14 protein-coding genes and 1 pseudogene are annotated in these 19,880 nt (G+C 38.7%); 5 read left to right on the forward strand and 10 right to left on the reverse strand.

What is annotated here, in order from left to right; genetic code table 11:
• On the forward strand, window positions 1-357 hold a 357-nt coding region (locus MKL32_RS13185; protein ID WP_270900643.1), incomplete at its 5' end, for an FAD-dependent oxidoreductase.
• Window positions 358-404: 47 nt separating this feature from the next.
• On the opposite strand, the gene MKL32_RS13190 is transcribed toward MKL32_RS13185, so the two are convergent.
• From MKL32_RS13190 to MKL32_RS13215, 6 genes and pseudogenes are all read right to left on the reverse strand, one after another.
• Complete coding sequence (locus MKL32_RS13190; RefSeq protein WP_126132357.1) at window positions 405-2,423, reverse strand: lipase family alpha/beta hydrolase; 2,019 nt, start codon at window positions 2,421-2,423, stop codon at window positions 405-407.
• A gap of 120 nt (window positions 2,424-2,543) precedes the next feature.
• Window positions 2,544-3,443, reverse strand: a complete 900-nt coding sequence (locus tag MKL32_RS13195; RefSeq protein WP_004911875.1) for an ABUW_2363 family tetratricopeptide repeat lipoprotein — start codon at window positions 3,441-3,443, stop codon at window positions 2,544-2,546.
• A gap of 113 nt (window positions 3,444-3,556) precedes the next feature.
• A complete protein-coding gene (gene cysE, locus MKL32_RS13200; protein ID WP_270900644.1) occupies window positions 3,557-4,369 on the reverse strand; it encodes a serine O-acetyltransferase in 813 nt (270 codons plus the stop codon).
• Complete coding sequence (locus MKL32_RS13205; protein ID WP_126132356.1) at window positions 4,362-5,207, reverse strand: RNA methyltransferase; 846 nt, start codon at window positions 5,205-5,207, stop codon at window positions 4,362-4,364. The genes cysE and MKL32_RS13205 overlap by 8 nt, the downstream gene beginning before the upstream one ends.
• A gap of 14 nt (window positions 5,208-5,221) precedes the next feature.
• Window positions 5,222-8,785: a DNA polymerase III subunit alpha gene (gene dnaE / locus MKL32_RS13210; protein ID WP_004954852.1), complete on the reverse strand. Its 3,564-nt coding sequence runs from the start codon at window positions 8,783-8,785 to the stop codon at window positions 5,222-5,224.
• A 169-nt stretch (window positions 8,786-8,954) separates the two neighbouring features.
• Window positions 8,955-10,022, reverse strand: a pseudogene (locus MKL32_RS13215) (type II asparaginase).
• A gap of 552 nt (window positions 10,023-10,574) precedes the next feature.
• On the opposite strand from MKL32_RS13215, the gene MKL32_RS13220 reads away from it, so the two are divergent.
• Entirely contained in the window at window positions 10,575-11,477 is a 903-nt protein-coding gene (locus MKL32_RS13220; protein WP_004962636.1) for an SEL1-like repeat protein, read from the forward strand.
• A 41-nt stretch (window positions 11,478-11,518) separates the two neighbouring features.
• Here MKL32_RS13220 and MKL32_RS13225 read toward each other — a convergent pair whose 3' ends face one another.
• Window positions 11,519-12,949: a pyridoxal phosphate-dependent aminotransferase gene (locus MKL32_RS13225; RefSeq protein WP_075696621.1), complete on the reverse strand. Its 1,431-nt coding sequence runs from the start codon at window positions 12,947-12,949 to the stop codon at window positions 11,519-11,521.
• Window positions 12,950-13,189: 240 nt separating this feature from the next.
• On the opposite strand from MKL32_RS13225, the gene msrB reads away from it, so the two are divergent.
• Window positions 13,190-13,609 (forward strand): peptide-methionine (R)-S-oxide reductase MsrB, encoded by a 420-nt coding sequence (gene msrB, locus MKL32_RS13230; RefSeq protein WP_004911848.1) that lies wholly within the window; start codon window positions 13,190-13,192, stop codon window positions 13,607-13,609.
• A complete protein-coding gene (locus tag MKL32_RS13235) occupies window positions 13,606-14,094 on the forward strand; it encodes a glutathione peroxidase (RefSeq protein ID WP_004954840.1) in 489 nt (162 codons plus the stop codon). The genes msrB and MKL32_RS13235 overlap by 4 nt, the downstream gene beginning before the upstream one ends.
• Window positions 14,095-14,174: 80 nt before the next feature.
• Here MKL32_RS13235 and MKL32_RS13240 read toward each other — a convergent pair whose 3' ends face one another.
• The 3 genes from MKL32_RS13240 to MKL32_RS13250 form a co-directional block, all read right to left on the reverse strand.
• Window positions 14,175-17,300 (reverse strand): efflux RND transporter permease subunit, encoded by a 3,126-nt coding sequence (locus MKL32_RS13240; protein WP_042892115.1) that lies wholly within the window; start codon window positions 17,298-17,300, stop codon window positions 14,175-14,177.
• Window position 17,301: 1 nt separating this feature from the next.
• Window positions 17,302-18,492 (reverse strand): efflux RND transporter periplasmic adaptor subunit, encoded by a 1,191-nt coding sequence (locus MKL32_RS13245; RefSeq protein WP_004962626.1) that lies wholly within the window; start codon window positions 18,490-18,492, stop codon window positions 17,302-17,304.
• Between the two features lie 145 nt (window positions 18,493-18,637).
• Window positions 18,638-19,090: an Lrp/AsnC family transcriptional regulator gene (locus MKL32_RS13250; protein ID WP_004962624.1), complete on the reverse strand. Its 453-nt coding sequence runs from the start codon at window positions 19,088-19,090 to the stop codon at window positions 18,638-18,640.
• 155 nt (window positions 19,091-19,245) lie between these two features.
• Here MKL32_RS13250 and MKL32_RS13255 point away from each other — a divergent pair, with 155 nt between their 5' ends.
• Complete coding sequence (locus tag MKL32_RS13255; RefSeq protein WP_126132351.1) at window positions 19,246-19,863, forward strand: LysE family translocator; 618 nt, start codon at window positions 19,246-19,248, stop codon at window positions 19,861-19,863.
• Window positions 19,864-19,880: the final 17 nt, after the last annotated feature.

Below are 19,880 nucleotides of genomic sequence, written 5' to 3' on the forward strand. Positions count from 1 at the left end.
CCGAATACCACAGTTATTACCAATGCTTTAAGTACTGAAGTGGTTGGTGATGGTTCACAAGTGACAGCATTGAAGTATAAAGATCGTGCGACTGATGTAGAACACACAGTAGAACTTGCGGGAATCTTTGTACAAATTGGTTTATTGCCAAATACGGATTTCCTAAAGAACAGTGCAGTTGAACTCAGCAATCGTGGTGAGATTGTGATTAACGATCGTAATGAAACCAATGTACAGGGTGTATTTGCAGCAGGTGACTGTACGACAGTACCATACAAGCAAATCATCATCGCAACAGGCGAAGGTGCGAAAGCTGCATTATCTGCCTTTGATTACATGATTCGTTCTACGAATTAATTAGAACTAGTAATAAAAAAGCCCAAAGTTAACTTTGGGCTTTTTGTTTAGTTTTGCGGTTTATATAAACCGTGTTCCACAAGATGTTGTCTTAAAATTCGTCTTAATTCGAGGACTGCTTCGGGAGTTTCTTGAATTGAATGACCACCTGTAATAATTTTTTCAGAAACAGCTCCATCTAGGTGAGCACTTTTATAGGGAACTATTCCATCTGTCATGACGTTAGGGTCTTGGCTCTTTGTGATATTTCCCATGATGGAATGAAACAGTAGACCTTTCTGTGGAGGAATATCAGCCGTTAACTCCATAAATTTGGATTTTTTACTTAGATCACTTGGACCATTCTGAATAACATCATTAGTAAGTGTTTTTACAAAATCTTTTAGCTCAACATCATTACTTGTTAAAGTATCTGCCAGTGTTGTGAGAAATGTGGTCGGTAGTTTAATGATTTTCCGTGCTGCGAGAGTAAACCAACGATCAGCGTAATCTGTACCTTTATGCGGTGCTGCAAGAAAAATCGCACGATCAAAATTAGATATAGGTTGCATTTTTAGTCGCTCACCAATTACGGGATGCTTGCGTAAACGAGTTTGCTGACGACTACTCATCATCACTAATGCTTCTTTTGATATATCAGCATTGCTCACTAAAAGACGACTGATAATACCACCCATACTATGTCCGATGAGAACAGCATCTTTTGCTGCAGCATCTTGCATATTCACCGAGCCAAATGCTTGTTTAAGTAGAGCATATATTTGAAAACGACTTTCTAAGATTGGCATATTGGTTGAATAAAAAACTTGCCAAACTTGATAATGTTCACGAAGTACAGGATCACCCATAATATCGTTTGTTACCGCAATCCATGCTTCAGGACTACTAGCTAAACCATGAACCAATACGATTACTTTTTTATTAGGATTGTAAGGTTCCAGCATATATAAATGCGGCATGGTTAGGTGTTGATCACGATCAATTAAAGTTAAGTAAGCTGCTGCGCCTAAATTATTTTCAGACAACCATAAACCATATGGAGCAGAGAAATTTGCAGCCAATGAATAAGGTTTTCCAGCAATATTAACTTTTTCAACGCTATATGGATCGTAAACTTTAATCTCAAATTCTGGGCTATTTAACACTTCATCTGCTGTTGCAGCGGCGCGTTTAGGTTGAGCAATAATAGTCGCAGCTAAATAACGAGCTTTGTGAATATTCGGATTTGTACCGTTAGGGTAGTTGTAGTTGAGAGGATCTAAAATATATTTATTTTCAAACTTATTAGCTGTGTCAGCAGGGAATACTGCTACAAAATCAGAACCAAAACCATCGCGTCGGTTAATTGCCCTTAATCCTGAGAAGTTCATGTTATAGCTAGAGACAAATTTTTCTAGCTTCATATTCTGTAAACGTTGATAAGCTTGGATATCAATCGTATACGTACTTTTCCCAATTTTAATAGTCGGTGCGAGGTCTTTGGATGGATTTCTTAGACTATGAATATTGACCAGTTGAGTTAATGCTTGGTTGTAAAAGTCACGAATTTGTACTTGGCGGTTATCAAAAAGTCGCTCTTGTGGTGCGCGACTAGTTTTAAATAGATAAGCATAGCTATAGCGAATACTTTTATCTAAAGCTTCTAATTGTTGATCTAAGCACTGCTCATAATTTTTCTGAATATTCTTTTGTTCTTCCTCAGATTTGTGTTTGCTTAGTTTACTTATTTTGCATTCTGATGAGTCCGCTAGAGCTTTGGATTTCGCTAGAAATAATTCACTGCTAGTCGATAAGAGCTGTTCATCTAAGATTTGAGGAATCTTATGTAAATCCGCAATGCACTCATCAGCAGATTGCATGCAATACTTTGCTTCTTTACCTGACATCGATAAAACATTGAGACTTGCTTCGCTGAGTCTTTTTTGAGTCAGGATACTATTTCTCTCATTAGCAATTGTGACATCAATGGCTTGGTGTTTTAAGCTTACAACTTGGCAACCACTCATGACGACTGTACTGAGTAGCGTTATTGCAAATAGGCGATGTGAAGAATTAAATGCACGCATTAGGGTTTCAGTAAATTGAGAGCAGGATTACCGCTATAATACGAAAAAAGGATGCATTTTCAATCAACATAAAAAAATAGACCGTCTAAAACGGCCTATTTTTACAAAAAAGAGAGTAATTTAGTTAAGAACTTGCCACATGTTCCAACGTTTTCCTGATTCAACTTCTTGAATCAAACGGTCAACTACTTCTGCTTCGTCAGGATAATTAATTTTGTAATTTTTGAGCGTTTGAAGCGCATTTTTCTTCTGTTCAAGCCATAAGAAATTGTTTGCAGCAGAAAGATATGCCTCTTGCACTCCACCTTTAATCGCTTTATCTAGGTATGGAATCGCTTCACGTTGTCCACCACCTTCTGATAATCCAAAACCGAACCAAAAATTGGTTTCAGGATCGTTAGGGTTAATCGCTAAAATTCGTTGAGCATAAGTTAAAGACTTAGATGTGTAAGCTGTACCCAAGTCAAGGTTGCGAGCCATTACACTGGCTTTAAATGCACGGGTCAAAATATCCATAGATGCATTTGGTTTCTCAGCGAGAGCATCTAGTTTGTGTGTGATTTCTTTTAACTTTACTTCATATCCTTTGCGTTCTTGGCGTTCAGTAAATCGAGGAGGGTAATGACGTGCTTTTCCTTCAACTAGTTGTAAGAAGTCATCAATTTCCGTTACATCAATTTCATTTTCGCCTGCAAGAACCGCATATTTCATCCGTCTTTCAGAACTATCAATTGTTGGGACAATCAATTTATTAATATCTAAAGTTGCAGATTTTGTTGGGTCATTTTGCAAAGAAACAACCATCTTTGTCACTGGTTGTGTAGAGGCATCTTTGATGGCAACTTCAAAGCTTGGTGGTGCATCATATTTGATTGGATTTAAAGCATAGAATGGTGGTGTCGGATCTGGTTCTTTGAACACAAAGGGTTCAACAATCTTCTCTTTTTTGGTCGGCGCAATACCACATGCGGTTAAAAATGTGGTTGAAATTACAAGTAATGCCAAAGGCTTAAAATTCATGCTTTACATCCATTAATTTTAGTAAAATGAGAAGAAGTTCGTTGGTTTTACCAGTCTAGGAAAAGCAAAACCAACTTGCAATGAAAAGCTTGTTACATTTCTTATAAATTATATTATGTTGTTGATGTTTTGCTTTGTGCTTCACACTCTCTTCTAACTTCTTCAATAATCTTAAGTTCTTCTTTACTCAATGGTTGATTTTTACCACCTTGAGGTTTGAATGTTGGGTCAAGCTCAGATAGACGCTGACATAGAATATTCATACGCTTTTCATTTTTCTGCATACGATCTAATAACACGCGTATGCCTTCTAAAATAGGATCTGATTGATCTTGAGTTGTTGCATAAGGTTGGAAACCGATGCTTTCTGCATAGTCGCGACGGTTTGCTTCATCTTGCTCAACTTGATTTTTATCTTTAAAGATATAACGTGCTGGGTTACCAACAGCGGTAACTCCTTCAGGAACTTCTTTGGTCACTACAGCATTTGAACCAACTTTCGCCCCTTTATGGACAGTAAATGGTCCTAATATCTTAGCTCCAGCGCCAACAACAACACCATCTTCTAAAGTTGGGTGGCGTTTACCTTTATTCCAAGTAGTACCACCAAGCGTAACGCCATGGTACAGGGTGACATCATCACCAATTTCAGCTGTTTCCCCAATCACAACGCCCATGCCGTGATCAATAAAAAAACGTTTTCCAATTTTTGCACCTGGATGGATTTCTATCCCAGTTACAAATCGACTAAATGACGAGAGCAGGCGAGCTGTACCTTTGTGATCTTTTTTCCAGAGTTCATGTGCTACACGATGCATAATTAATGCATGAATGCCAGGATAAGTGGTTAAAACCTCAAGTGTATTTCGAGCCGCAGGGTCACGTGCAAATACAGCTTCAATGTCTTCTTTTAGCTGTTTAATCATGAGAGTGATCCTCCGTCTGTGTTTTTTTCCATGAACCATTGGCTAAAGCTTGTACTCGACTGAAAATACCGCGCAATAAATGATATTCCATACGATCTAATTGTATTCTTCCAAATAAACGACGCAAACGCAAAGGCAATAAACGTGGATTATTTGGATCTAAGAATTCAATTTCAGTTAGCATTTTTTCTAAATGAGGATAGAACTCTTCCATTTGTTTCTGTGTCACCAATGGCTCATCCCATTGCATACTTTGATTTTGCTTTAGTTGCATATGTTCTTGCGGGTCAGTCTGATCAGTGTTTTGCTGATTGAGCTCAAGTGCTGCCATCCTTAATTCATAGCATACCACTTGAATTGCTTGAGCTACATTTAAAACGCCATAACTTGGATTGACTGGAATAGTTAAATGGTAGTTTGCTAATGCTAACTCTTCATTGGTTAGACCACGATCTTCGCGACCAAAGACGATTGCAATATTTTGATCTAAATTGGCTGCTTTTAAACTTTCTTGAGCTGCAGGGCGAACATCAAGCAGAGGCCAAGGAATAGTACGGCTGCGAGCACTGGTTCCAAACACCAGATGGCAGTCTTCAATTGCTTGTTCCAAAGTATCAACGATTTGTATTTTTTCGATTAAATCTTGGGCGCCAGCGGCTAAAGCATCAATATCAGGATGAGGAAAGGTTTTAGGTGCTACCAATACTAATTTAGACAATCCCATCGTTTTCATGGCACGAAGTGCACTACCTATATTGGCAGGGAGAGTCGTATTTACCATAACAATACGAACATGATCCAATTGTTTGGACACGTCATTTTGGTCAAACAGGTTCATAAATGATCCAATTTTTAAGAATATTGAGAAACTTCGGCTTGATACAGATCTAAAGCATCATCTATAGACATATTTGCAGGTGGAGGAGGAACCACACTTACTTTGGGTGTTTCAATGACTTTTGCTGCTTTGGATTTTACTTGATATTCAATATATATCGCATCTTTGCCAAAGTAGTCACGTAATTTACCAAGCAGTTCATCTAAAGGAGCAACTTTCCACTGAGCACCTAAATGTAACTCAGCTGTCGCAAAACTTTGATCGATAAGAAGCTGTATACCGATATGCTGACACATATCTACATTGCAATATGGTAAGAGAATGTTTTGCATATCTTTTGCTAAAGATTTAGTCATGAGATCGTGTGGCATACGTATTTGAATGGATTGAGCACGTTTTTGACGAATTTCATTCAAACTAAATGCTTTACTTAAACGTGCCATTGGGCGGTCAAAGCCTTCACGCTCATAAATCTCGCCTTCGATCACGATGACTTGTTCTAAGCGCACAATATCTTTATATCGTTGAAAACGTTCATGATTGCAACTAACTTCAATTCGTGCAGTACCATCGTCTAAAGTGATCATGATACGGTTTGGAAAGTTTGCTACATCGAGTACCAAACCAGCAAATACGGTGGTTACACCACGACGTGTCGGGGTAACTTCATTCAGTTTTGCAGGAATGAATGCTTTTAATTCTGAACGATATACATCGATTGGATGTCCTGTTAAGTAAAGTCCAAGTGTATCTTTTTCACCTTTTAAACGGACTTCATCTGACCATGGTTTAACAGGTTTAGCTGGTTTACGCTGAACTTCTTCAACTTCACCAAATAAATCCATAATTCCTGTTTCACGATTGCTTCGTGCTTGTTCCGCAGCTTGAACGGCTTCAGGAAGCTGAGCCATAAGACTGGAACGTTCTATTCCTAAACAGTCGAGTGCACCTGCACGAATAAGCGCTTCGAGTGTACGTTTGTTAATTTTTTTCAGATCAATACGATGGCAAAAATCAAACAAATCTTTATATGGCCCATCTTTAATACGTGAATCGATCACAGACTGCATTGCCTGCTCACCAACACCTTTGATTGCACCTAAACCATAGACGATTGTACGCTCATCAATGGCATGGAAATGATACAAGGACATATTTACAGAAGGGGGAAGAACTTCGAGTTTGTTATTACGACAGTCATCAATTAAGAATACGACACTATCCGTATTCTGCATTTCCGATGACATTACCGCTGCCATAAATTCAGCTGGATAATGTGCTTTCAACCATGCAGTATGGTAAGCAACTAAAGCATAAGCGGCCGCATGTGATTTGTTAAAACCATAACCCGCGAATTTTTCCATATAATCGAAGATATGGTTCGCTGTTGCTTCATCAATATCTTTTTCTGCCGCACCTTTAATAAAGATTTGGCGTTGTTTTACCATTTCTTCAGGTTTTTTCTTACCCATTGCACGGCGTAATAAGTCGGCTCCGCCAAGCGTATAGCCAGCGCAGAACTGTGCTGCCTGCATTACTTGTTCTTGATAAACCATAATCCCATAGGTTGGTTCTAAGACACTTTCAAGCAAAGGATGCAAATATTCGAATTCTCCACCGTGCATACGATGGATAAAGTCTGGAATGAGGTCCATCGGACCAGGACGATACAAGGAAACGAAAGCAATAATCTCTTCGAATTTGCTTGGTCTAGCTTCCTTCAACATCTTTTTCATGCCGACGGATTCAAACTGGAAAACCGCAGTCGTATTTGCCTCAGCAAATACGAGATAAGCATCTTTATCATCTAATGGTACATTAGCGATATTTAGTGGGACATCTGATTGAATTCTTTTATTAATATTTTGAACAGCATCTTCAATTACTGTTAAATTTCGCAGTCCTAAGAAGTCGAATTTAACTAAACCTGCTGCTTCAACATCATCTTTATCATATTGAGCTACACGGTTTGTGCCATCAGGATCACAGATAACGGCCGAGTAATCTGTAATTTTTCCAGGTGCGATGACAACACCACCCGCATGCTTACCTGTGTTACGTGTAATGCCTTCTAATTTGAGCGCCATTTCCCAAATTTCAGCAGCATCATCATGATCAGGGTTTGCAGGGTTGGTGACGATATCTTTTAGTTGTGGTTCAAGCTCTATGGCCTGTTTTAAGTCTACACCCAATGGTTTTGTTGGAACCATTTTGGAGATACGATCAGCTAAACCATAAGATTTACCTAAGACACGTGCTACGTCACGAATTGCACCTTTTGCAGCCATTGTTCCAAAGGTTGCAATCTGTGAAACTGCTTCACGTCCGTAATTTTGTGCAACATATTCAATAACACGGTCACGACCTGCGATACAGAAATCGACATCAAAGTCAGGCATTGAGACACGTTCAGGATTTAGAAAGCGCTCAAATAACAGGTCGTATCGTAAAGGATCAAGGTCAGTAATTTTTAAACTATATGCAACTAATGAACCTGCACCCGAACCACGCCCTGGTCCTACAGGTACACCATTGTTTTTTGCCCATTGGATAAAGTCCATGACGATAAGGAAGTAACCAGGGAATCCCATCTTGAGGATGATATCGACTTCATATTTGATTCGTTCATCATATGGCTTTCGAATATCAGGCCAATCTTCATCGCGTTCATCAATTGGATATAGATGATTTAAACGTTCTTCTAAACCTTCTCGTGATAAATGTTCGAAATAGGTATCAATGGTATAACCATCAGGAATAGGGAAATCAGGCAAGAAATAGGTACCAAGCTGCAAGGCAACGTTGCAACGTTTTGCAATTTGGTAAGTATTTTCAATCGCACTAGGAATGTCAGAGAATAACTCAGACATTTGTTCTGCTGTTTTAAAGTATTGTTCAGGACTATAAGGTTTAGGACGCTTATCATCACCTAATACGTATCCATCTGCGATACAAACACGCGCTTCATGAGCATAAAAATCGTCTTGCTCGATAAAGTGGATATCGTTATGAGCCACTACACCGATTTGGTACTTAGCAGCAAGTTTTACCGCCTCAACAATAAAATCTTCTTCCCCAACACGATCTGTGCGCGTCAAACTAAGATAGACACGATTTCCAAATTTACTAATCCAGTCTTCAAGAAGAGGTTCTGCTTTCTGAGGGTTGGAAGAGCAGAGCATTTTGCCTACATCACTGTGTTGCCCCAATAGAATGATTAAATCTTCTGCTTGTTCTAATACCCATTCTTTTTGAACACAAGGAACACTAAGTTGCTGACCTTCGATGAATCCTCTAGATACTATTTCCGTTAAATTTCGCCAACCTGTATTGCTCATCGCAAGTAAAGTTGCACGATGTTCAGCATCATTCAATCGAATAACACTGCCCATAATAGGCTTAATCCCTTTACCTAAGCATGCACCATAGAATTTAACAGCAGCATGTAGGTTCGAAAGATCAGTAATTGCTAAAGCTGGCATTTCTTCAGCAACAGCAGCTTTGACCAAATCAGGTATGCGAACTATCGATTCTGTAATCGAAAACTCTGTGTGAATACCAAGATGAACAAACTGCATAAATCTATCCTAAACGCGATTGAAGAATATTCTAACACGCTCTGTTTAGGACAGTTGTCTAATATTTTTGCAATAGAATGCTGTTCGGAATGATCTAACCAAGAATAAATAAAAAAACGATGCTAATCAGATCAACTGATTAACATCGATTTGGATTTCAGCTTAGCAATTAGTATTGCCAAAAGATTCGCTGAATTTCTTTTGCATCATTAGTTTTAGTCAGCGCTAAAGCAGTCAAAATACGAGCTTTTTGTGGGTTTAGATCATGTCCAGCCACCCAACCATATTGATCATCAGGTTGTTCTGCATTTCGTAATACAAAACCTTGACCTACGCGAGATGAACGGACAATTTGAATGCCTTGTTCATCATGTAGTTGCTTCAATGTCGGAACAAGATATTTTGCTACCGAACCATTCCCTGTTCCTGCATGAATAATCGCTTTCGTTCCAGCTTTTGCATAAGCAAGATAAGCTTCTGGTGTCATTGAACCTGAACCATATGCGATTTGAACCAACGGAAGTTGATCACCTTTGATGTTTTCAATATTAAATTCAGAGTTGTTAGTATGACGTTTGATACTATTTCTGAACCAATAAGGTTTCCCCTCAACGATTGTACCTAATGCGCCACATTGGCTTATAAATGCATTGGTATGAATGTTAATCCCTTTGGTTGCATCACGCGCAGCAAAAATTGAATCATTCATCACGATGAAAACACCTTTATTTTTGGCTTCTTCAGATGCAGCGATTGCAACGGCACTATAAAGATTGAGTGGACCATCTGCTGAAAGAGCAGTTGATGGACGCATAGAACCAACAAGAACGATAGGTTTTTCAGTGTGAATAACTAGATTTAGAAAGAATGCCGTTTCTTCTAGCGTATCGGAACCGTGAGTAATCACAACGCCATTTACAAATGGTTTTTTAACTAAATCATTGACTTGGCGGGCAAGGGAGAGTAACTCTTTGTCAGTGATATTTTCAGAAGCGATTTAAAGGGCTTGAATACCACTTACATTTGCTAGATCTTTGATTTGAGGAACAGCATTAATTAAACCATCGACTGGAACTTTGGCTGCGGTATATGTGGCACTGTTCGTTGAGCTTGCACCCGCACCAGCAATTGTTCCACCTGTTGCTACAACTACGACATTGTTTTTCGCATGTAACGCAACTGATGAAGCAATCAGTGTTAAAGCTAATCCAAATGATTTAACCGTTTTAGTAATCATTAATCACAATCCTGTATTTTAATTTTCCATAGATGTGCTATGTCTACACACGACATGACACTGGAATATTATTCAAATTTTTATGGATCAAAATCATTGGCATTATATTTTTTTCGACTACATCTAATTTATGTCGAAGCAATGAGAAGTTGGGTTTTAAATTTATAATATTCAATTGCTATTTTAAGGTGTGAAAATCATGAATTTCATAAGGTATTAATGACCAAATGGTCAATTTTTTATTTTTCATATAAGGACTTTATGCTTTAGTCGTATTGTAAGAACCATAATTTTCAATACTTGTGCCATGGCAAAAAGCAAACATTGATATTTTTTAACACATTTATCCATTTCCCATTATTTTATTTTTCATGTGATATTAGGTGATGAAAAAATTTGTTCTGAATCATTCACCTCAAAGTGATATGGTTATAGTGAGCTTTTAAAACATGGGTTTATTTCATCTAATTGGTAAATTTAAATTTAAGTTTACTTGGATGTTTTTGACGTTAAAATAGAGACCAATAAAAATTTATCCATGAGAAATTTATAATGAAATTAAAGAATATTGTTCTTTCAATACTATTAAGTAGCAGTGTCACTATTTCGAGTACTGTTTATGCCGAAGATGTTCCGTTTAGCCAAGAACTCGTAGAGCAGGCAAAATCAGGTAATGCTGAAGCACAAAATAATTTAGGTGATGCTTATTACTACGGAAATGATGTTGATCAAGATTTTGGTAAGGCTTTAGAGTGGTTCAAAAAGTCAGCTGCGAAAGGAAATGCAGATGCACTTTTTTCAGTCGGTTACATGTATGACTATGGTGAGGGCACAGAAGAAGATAATCCAACTGCATTAAAGTGGTACACCCAAGCTGCACAAAAGGGGCAACTGTATGCTCAATACTACCTTGGTTTTCTCTATTTGTATGGAGATGAAGGAGTTGGAGTGAATAGTAAAAAAGGCTTGGAGTGGATGACTAAATCTGCTGATGGAGGATTAGATTTAGCTCAGGCTGAATTAGGTCACTTATATAATGATGGAAGTGATGGAGTCACTCAGGATTTCAAAAAGGCTCTCCATTATTATCAGCTAGCGGTAAAACAAGATGAGCCAACAGCGATCAATAATCTTGGGATTTTCTATCTAGAAGGTAAGGGTGGTATAAAGCAGGATTATAAAGAAGCGCTAAGATTATTTACCCTTGCTTCTGAGGCAGATAACGGTTTGGGGTCATCAAATATTGCTTATATATATGAAGAAGGCAAAGGCGTCGTAAAAAACTATAAAAAAGCGGCTGAATATTACGAGCTTGCAGTTGATCAGGGTGAGAATGAGTGTTTGTTGGATTTAGCTCGTATCTATGAAAAAGGTGGTTTTGGTCTGAAACAAGATCTAAAAAAATCTAAAGAATACGAAGCTCAGTGGGATGAAATTCAAAGTTCAGAATACTGATAAAAAAATCCCCCTTTAGATAGGGGGATTTTTTTAGATGCTTAGCGCATTTTTGCCAAGAAACGGCTTAAACGATTGATTGCTTCACGTAATTCATTTTCAGCTGGTAAAAATACAACACGGAAGTGGTCTGGAGTTGGCCAGTTAAATCCTGTGCCTTGTACTAAAAGTACCTTTTCAGCTTTCAGTAAATCAAGCATGAGCTTTTCATCATCTTCAACTGGATAAATCTCAGGATCAAGTTTAGGGAAACAATACATCGCCCCATCAGGTTTCACACAACTTACACCTGGAATTTCATTTAACATTTCCCATGCAATATTGCGTTGTTCATATAAACGACCACCAGGACGAATCAAGTCATTAATTGATTGATAGCCGCCTAATGCTGTTTGAATCGCATACTGAGCTTGATGGTTTGAACACAAGCGCATTGACGCTAGCATATCTAAACCTTCGATATAATCAGCAGCTCGTGCCTTGTCACCTGTAATCGCCATCCACCCAGCACGATAACCTGCGATTCGGTATGCTTTAGACAAACCATTAAATGAAATACACAATTGATCACCAGCTAATGCTGCTAGAGCAACGTGTTCAATTCCGTCATAAACGATTTTGTCGTAGATTTCATCTGCAAATAAAATGAGATCGTATTTCTTCGCTAAAGCAACGATCTGTTCTAAAACGTGTCTAGGGTAAACAGAACCAGTTGGGTTGTTTGGGTTAATTACAACAATACCACGAGTATTTGGTGTAATTTTACTTTCCATATCTGCGAGATCTGGATACCAATAGTTTTCTTCATCACACTTATAGTGGATTGCTGTGCCGCCTGACAGATTTACCGCAGCTGTCCATAAAGGATAGTCTGGCATTGGAACAAGCATTTCATCGCCATCATCTAGCAAACCTTGCATTGCCATTACGATTAATTCTGAAACACCATTACCTACATAGACATCGTTGACATGCATGTCAAAGACGCCTTTTTGCTGATAGTACTGACAAATGGCTTTACGAGCAGGGAAAATCCCCTTTGAGTCTGTATATCCAATTGCATTCGGTAGGTTTAATGCTACGTCATTAATAATTTCTTGTGGTGCTTCAAAACCAAAAGGTGCAGGGTTGCCAATATTTAGCTTAATAATTTTATGCCCTTGCTCCTCCATTTCATTGGCGGCGCGTAATACTGGTCCACGAATGTCATAACATACATGCTCAAGCTTTGAAGACTTTTTGATTTGTCGAGGCATTTGAGCTGAGTGGGGTGTAGCAGTATTTTTAGGCATAGCGGGATTCACTTTTGCATATCGATATAGATAACTTTTAAATGTTTCAACTGTAACCAGATCAAGATCATGTTGATCTCTCAGTAATTCAACAATTTTTTCATGCGTAAAACCAGATTGTTGATACTGTCTGATGGTTGGTAATAGATTTTTAAAAACCACACTTTTTTTCTGTGACATTTTTTGTCCAATACAACCGCGCTGAACAAGAATACCACTATGACTGCTTACTTGAAAGGTGTTTTAAATGAAAATTGCTTACTTGTGTAAAAATATTTTGCTTACTATTTGCTATTTTAATATAAGTGCTTAAATTACGATAAATTACACATTGAAAGACTAGAGTTTTTTTTTTGAATGGCGTAAATATAAAGCATGATCATCAAGATATTTTTTACAACAAAATAATAGGTGCTGGCTATGGGAAAAGTGAATAAAACAGATCGAGAATGGCAAAGAGAGTTGTCACCAGAAGAATATCGTATCACTCGTAAAAAAGGCACAGAACCCGCATTTACAGGTCAATATTGGAATAGCAAACAACATGGCATTTATGTATGTCGTTGCTGTGGTGCTGAGTTGTTTTCTTCAGAAACGAAATACGACAGTGGTTCGGGCTGGCCAAGTTTCTATCGACCGATTGATAATAGTGCAATAGAAGAGCACGAAGACATATCACATGGTATGGTCAGAACAGAAATTGTCTGCCATGATTGCGATGCACATTTGGGCCATGTGTTTGAGGATGGTCCACAGCCGACAGGACTGCGTTATTGCGTGAATTCGGCATCATTACAACTTAAAACAGAAGAAAAGAATGACGAGGAAACGTATCCATGAGTAACATTTATCAGTTTGAAGCTGAATTGTTAGAGGGAGAAACAAAGGCGCTCGCTGATTATAAAGGCAAGGTCATGCTGATTGTGAACACCGCAAGTAAATGCGGTTTCACTCCGCAATTTGCAGGACTTGAGAAGCTTTACGAAAAATATAAATCTCAAGGATTAGAAATTTTAGGGTTTCCTTGCAATCAATTTGGAGGGCAAGATCCAGGGACAAATAAGGAAATTGGAAATTTTTGTCAAAGGAACTATGGTGTAACTTTTCCAATGTTTGCAAAGGTTGATGTGAAAGGGCCGGAAGCACACGTTATTTTTAGATTTTTGACACGTGAGGCAAAAGGTATTTTGGGTAGTCAAAATATCAAATGGAACTTCACAAAGTTCTTGGTTGGTCGTAATGGTGAAGTTCTGGGGCGTTATGCACCGACTACTAAACCTGAAGCTTTAGAAGCTGATATTGAGAAAGCTTTGGCGAAAAAGTAACAATAATATAAGTATTAAAAAAAGACGGTCATAAGACCGTCTTTTTCACATACAGATCAAAGCTGTTCAACCGCTTGATCTTAGGTTTTTCTAAAACTATGCAGCTTGCGATTAATATCATCAATAAAGGTATACACCACTGGAATAACCAATAAAGATAAGAAAGTGCTAGTGATTAAACCACCAATTACTGAAATTGCCATTGGTGCACGGAAGCTTGGATCTGTTCCGATACCCAAAGCGATAGGTAGCATACCTGCACCCATAGCAAGGGTTGTCATAATAATCGGGCGCGCACGTTTATGACAGGCATCAAGCAAAGCATTAAATCGTGAATAATCTTTCTCTTTTCTTGCGATGATCGCGTAATCGACTAAAAGAATAGAGTTCTTACTTGCAATCCCCATCAGCATAATTAGTCCAATCAAACTTGGCATTGAAAAGCTGCTTTTTGCCAAAAGCAACAATACAAATGCACCGCCCAAAGACAATGGTAATGCGACCAAAATGGTAATAGGTTGTAAGAAGTCTTTGAATAAGAGCACTAAAACGACATAGATACATAGCACCCCTGTGAGCATTGCCAATCCAAAGCTTGAGAAAAGCTCCTGCATCACCTCAGCATCACCAATATTGGTACGTTTCACAGTAGGTGGTAAGTTTTTCATCGTTGGTAATTGATCAACTTTTGCTGCTACATCACCAAGCGGTTGGTTATTCAACTCAATATTAAAATTAATATTGCGCAGGCGATTGAAACGATCGATTTGTGATGGACCGCTTTCAATATTGACATCAGCAATTGTGCCTAACATCACTGGACCATGACTTCCTTTAATCATTAAGCGTTTAATCAATTCCTGATCTTGACGTGCAGAAAGCGGAAGTTTGATCACGACAGGAACTTGTCGTTGCGATAAATTTAATTTTGCAAGGTTTTGGTCGAAATCACCTGCAGTGGCAATTCTCAGTGTTTCTGCGATATCAAAAGTTGTAACCCCAAGATCAGCTGCTTTAGCAAAATCTGGGCGGATAACCAACTCTGGACGAATGAGTGCTGCACTGGAAGTAATACTGCCGATGTTTGGAATTGTGCGTAATTCGCGTTCCAGCTTACGTGCTGTTGAAATAAGAGCTTCAGGGTCATCACCTGATAAGGCGAGTTGATATTGGCTATTGTTCCCTGCGATACCGACTTGAATACGAGCACCGGGTAAAGGAGCGAGTCGTTGACGTATTTCACTTTCGATTTCTTGCAAACTTAAACTACGATCTGAGCGCTCTGAGGTTTGGATTGTCAGAGTTGCTTTTCGAGGCTCACTGGATGCACCACCAGAAAAAGGATCTGAACCTGCTGCACCACCGCCGATGGTTGTATAGATGCTTTTGATTTCTGGATGATCTTTAATAAGATTTCGTGCGTATTCGGCAGTTTTTAAGGTGTCTGCGAATTGTGAGCCTGGGGTGAGTTCTAATCTTACTTGAGTTTGTCCTGTGTCAGGTGGTGGAACAAAACCTGTAGGCAGAAGTGGAATCAGCATAATGGAGCCGATGAAAAACAGAATAGCACCACCAAGCGTAACCCAACGGTGATGTAGACACCACGTGACTAGATGCATATAACCACGCATAACACGACCATCTTTTTCTCGGTCACGTGCAAGCTTGGATGTCCCTTGATCATTTAATCTATCTGCATCTGAGTTTTCTGCTGTGTTTTCAACTTTACCAATCCAAGGCTTCAGAATATAAGCTGACATCATTGGTGTTAATAATCGAGCGACTAAAAGCGAGGCAAATATCGCTAGCGCTGCTGTCCATCCAAATTGAACAAAGAATTTTCCTGCGATGCCGCTCATGAATGCGGTGGGAAGGAATACAGCAATCAATGTAAATGTGGTTGCAATAACAGCTAGTCCAATCTCATCGGCTGCTTCCATAGCAGCTTCATATGGTGTTTTACCCATCCGTAGATGCCGAATGATATTTTCAATTTCAACAATTGCATCATCCACCAAGATACCCACGACGAGTGACATAGCGAGTAGTGTTACTGTGTTTAAGGTAAATCCAAAATAGTACATGCCGATTAAGGCAGGCAAAATAGAAAGAGGTAAAGCTGTAGCTGCAATAATCGTAGCTCGCCAATCGCGTAGAAACAGCCAAACCACTAAAATTGCAAGAATTGCACCTTCATAAAGTAATGACATTGAACCTTTATAGTTGTCAGCAACAGGCTTAACGAAGTTAAAGGCTTCTGTGATTTTGATATCAGGATGAGATGCCTTAAGCTTATCTAATGCTTCAATAACGCCTTTTTCAACATCAACTTCACTTGCACCTTTACTTCGTGTGATCTCAAAACCGATTACTGGCTGTCCATTCAGTAATGCTGCTGAACGTCGTTCCGCTATTCCATCTCGAATTGTAGCCACTTGATCAAGTCTGATATGTCGACCATCACTTAAAGCGATATCCATGGCGCCAATTTCAGCAGCTGTTTTTACAGTTGCAATCGTACGAATGGATTGTTCACTGCCACCAATCTTGGTTTGTCCACCTGAAGCATCTTGTTGAACCAAACGAAGCTGGCGAGTGATATCCGTTGCAGTCGCATTGAGTGCCAATAATTTTTCAGGATCGAGTTCGACTTCAACTTGGCGGGTGACACCACCAACACGTGCAACAGCACCCACACCTTTAACCTGTAACATAGCACGAGCAATATCGTAATCCACGAACCACGAAAGAGCTTCTTCATCCATTTTAGGGGATTGGATGGTATAGGTGAGGATAGGTGAACCAGATAGATTAATTTTACTAACAATCGGGTCTCTTAAATCAGCAGGTAGGTCTGAACGTACTTGTGAAACAGCATTACGCACGTCATCAACAGCTTCTTGTAGTGGCTTTTCTAGCTGAAATTCTGCGGTGACAGTCACAACACCATCTTGAATGTTTGTGTACTGATTTCTTAGACCTTGTAGCGTTGCAATTGAGTTTTCAATTTTTCGAGCAACTTCTGTTTCTAACTGTGGTGGAGCTGCACCTGGTAATGCGGCGGAAACAGTCACCATCGGTAATTCAATATCGGGAAATTGTTGTATTTTCATCCAGTGAAAACATAACAGACCTGCCAATCCAAGCATGATGAATAAAAGAATTCCTGGAATTGGATTTCGGATTGACCACGCTGAGAAATTCATTTTATTTCTCCTGCGATTTTACAAGCTTTTGAGTAAGTGGCGTTTCAGGAATTGCTTGCGCAACATTCACTAAATCACCATCGGTCAAGAAACCTGTACCAGAAGAAACTACTTTTACATTTAACGGGAGGTCTAAGATTTCAACTCGATCATTTTGTCGACGTCCTGTTGTTACTTTTTTCTGTGTTACACGGTTGTTTTGATCAAGTACAAAAACATAGGAAAATCCATCACGGAGCAGTAGAGCGGTCTGAGGAATGGTGATTGCTGTTTTTTCACCTAGATCAAACTCTCCCTTTACAAACATTCCCATACGAATTGCTTGAGTTGTTGGTAAATCAACATATACCAAACCATAACGTGTTTGAGGATCAATTACTGGTGCAATCATTCTAACTTGACCTGTCACTTTGGGTTGTGAAGGATCAGGTGAAATAACGTGAGCAGTCATGCCTTGTTGAAGTTTGTATAAATCTGTTGTTGTAACTTCAGCTCTCCACTCCAAGCGATGATCTCGAATCAAGCGGAATAATTCTTGACCTGTTTGTGCTAAAGAGCCAACGGTTGCAGTTCTAGCAGAAATGACACCGTTGTCAGGAGAAACGACTTGTGTTTGGGCTAAGCGCAGTTGATTGCTTTCAATTTGTGCTTTTGCTGCATCTAAACGTGCTTGAGCTGTTGCTTGTGATGTTTGATATTGTGTTGATTCTTGAGCTGAAATAGCACCAGTATTTTTTAGCTGTTGAATGCGCTTATTATTGGTAATTGCATCAGCCAAGACAGCTTGAGCTTCTGCATAGCTTGCTTTTGCTGCCGCTAAATCAGCACGAATAGTTTCACTATTAATTTCAGCTAAAATTTGACCACGTTTTACTTCATCACCGACATTTACATTCACGCGTGTCAATCTCTGTCCAGATAGCTCACTGCTAATTACAACTTCTTGCCAAGCTGCAATATTTCCATTTGCAGTAAAAACTTGTTTCCAGTTTTGTTGTTCTGGTGAAACTACTGTTACGGTCAGTGCAGCTTTTTGAGTGTTTGTTTGAGCATTTTTTTGCTTATCATCTGTATCTGAGTTTTTACTTGAACTCGTTTTCCACATAAAAAATGCAACAGTCATAAGTACAATAATGATTGCAGCAATCAACCAAACCTTTTTCTTTGTATTTTGTGAAGTTTGAGGAGCCATCTTTCCATAGTCACCAAATTTTGATGCCTAAGTATAGACGAACATTTCAACAGATGGTCAATAGTTAATAGATAGATGAATAGCTTTTAAATACACTATATGTTGGGAGACTAATGAATTGAAAGCGGCTACATATTATGAATATTTAAAGAGGTAATAAGCGGTTGATCACCACATTTTTCATCACAATCGTTGAGGTGAGTCGTTGCACATTTGGTAATGCCGATAAACTATCATCATAGAGTTTCTGAAAACTTGCTAGATCTTTGGCAACCACATGGAGAAGATAATCAGGATTACCAAACAGACGTTGTGCTTGAATAACGTTGGCTATTTCACTGACTTTTTCTTCAAATTGAGATAGTGCGCTTTTATCTCCATCTTTAAGTGTCACAAAAATGATAGCTGAGAAATTAAATCCAATTTGAGATGCTTCCAAATCCGCATGATAGCCTTTGATTACACCTGATTCTTCCAGAGCCTTTACTCTACGATGGCAAGGAGATAAGCTTAGACCTACTTTTTCAGCGAGTTCTGTGATAGATAGTCGCCCATTTTTTTGTAATTCAGCAAGAATTTTCTTATCTGTGCGATCCATTTAGAAGAATCTCCTGAATAAATAGAAATAAAAGAAATTAATTAGGAAAACATTTTAACCATTTAAGCATATTCTCTCCAATAGATTTTTCAACACATGGTTGAAATAAAAATTCATTTCAATCGTAGTGTATTGAAATAAATAGAGTTATGGATATGGATTTAAATGTAATTATTGCCTTTTGGTGTGTTTCAATCTTGTTTGTTTTAACACCTGGTGCTGACTGGGCGTATGCAATATTGGCGGGAATAAAAGGGAAGTTTATTGTTACAGCTGTTTCAGGGCTTGTACTGGGGCATTTTTTAGCGGTTTTGTGTGTTGCGGCTGGAGTAGGTGCTTTAGTTAGTCATTATCCAATTTTATTGACATCTTTAACGATTGTTGGCGCATGTTATTTACTGTGGATGGGTATAAGCTTGTTGATCCGACCAGCTACTATCTCAAGTACTGAACAGCAGACATCTACGTTTGATTCAGCAAAGTCTTGGTTCGTTAAAGGTGTGGGAATTAGTGGTTTAAATCCAAAAGTTTTATTGCTCTTTTTTGCATTATTGCCGCCATTTATTCACCCAAACTTGCAGTTTTCAGCTACAGCTCAGATCCTTTCTTTAGGTATTATTCATTTAATTAGTTGCGCGATTGTTTATGTATTGGTTGGATTGGCAGCAAAGAAACTATTAAGTACTAGACCCTATGCGGTTAGGGTGGTAAGTCGAATTTCAGGTACGTTGATGGTTTTGATAGCCACAATTCTAATTATTGGTCAGGTTTAAGTTTTATTTCGGAATCT

Origin of the sequence: Acinetobacter sp. AOR34_HL, from assembly GCF_027854795.1 — a bacterium.
GTDB classification, from domain to species: domain Bacteria; phylum Pseudomonadota; class Gammaproteobacteria; order Pseudomonadales; family Moraxellaceae; genus Acinetobacter; species Acinetobacter junii.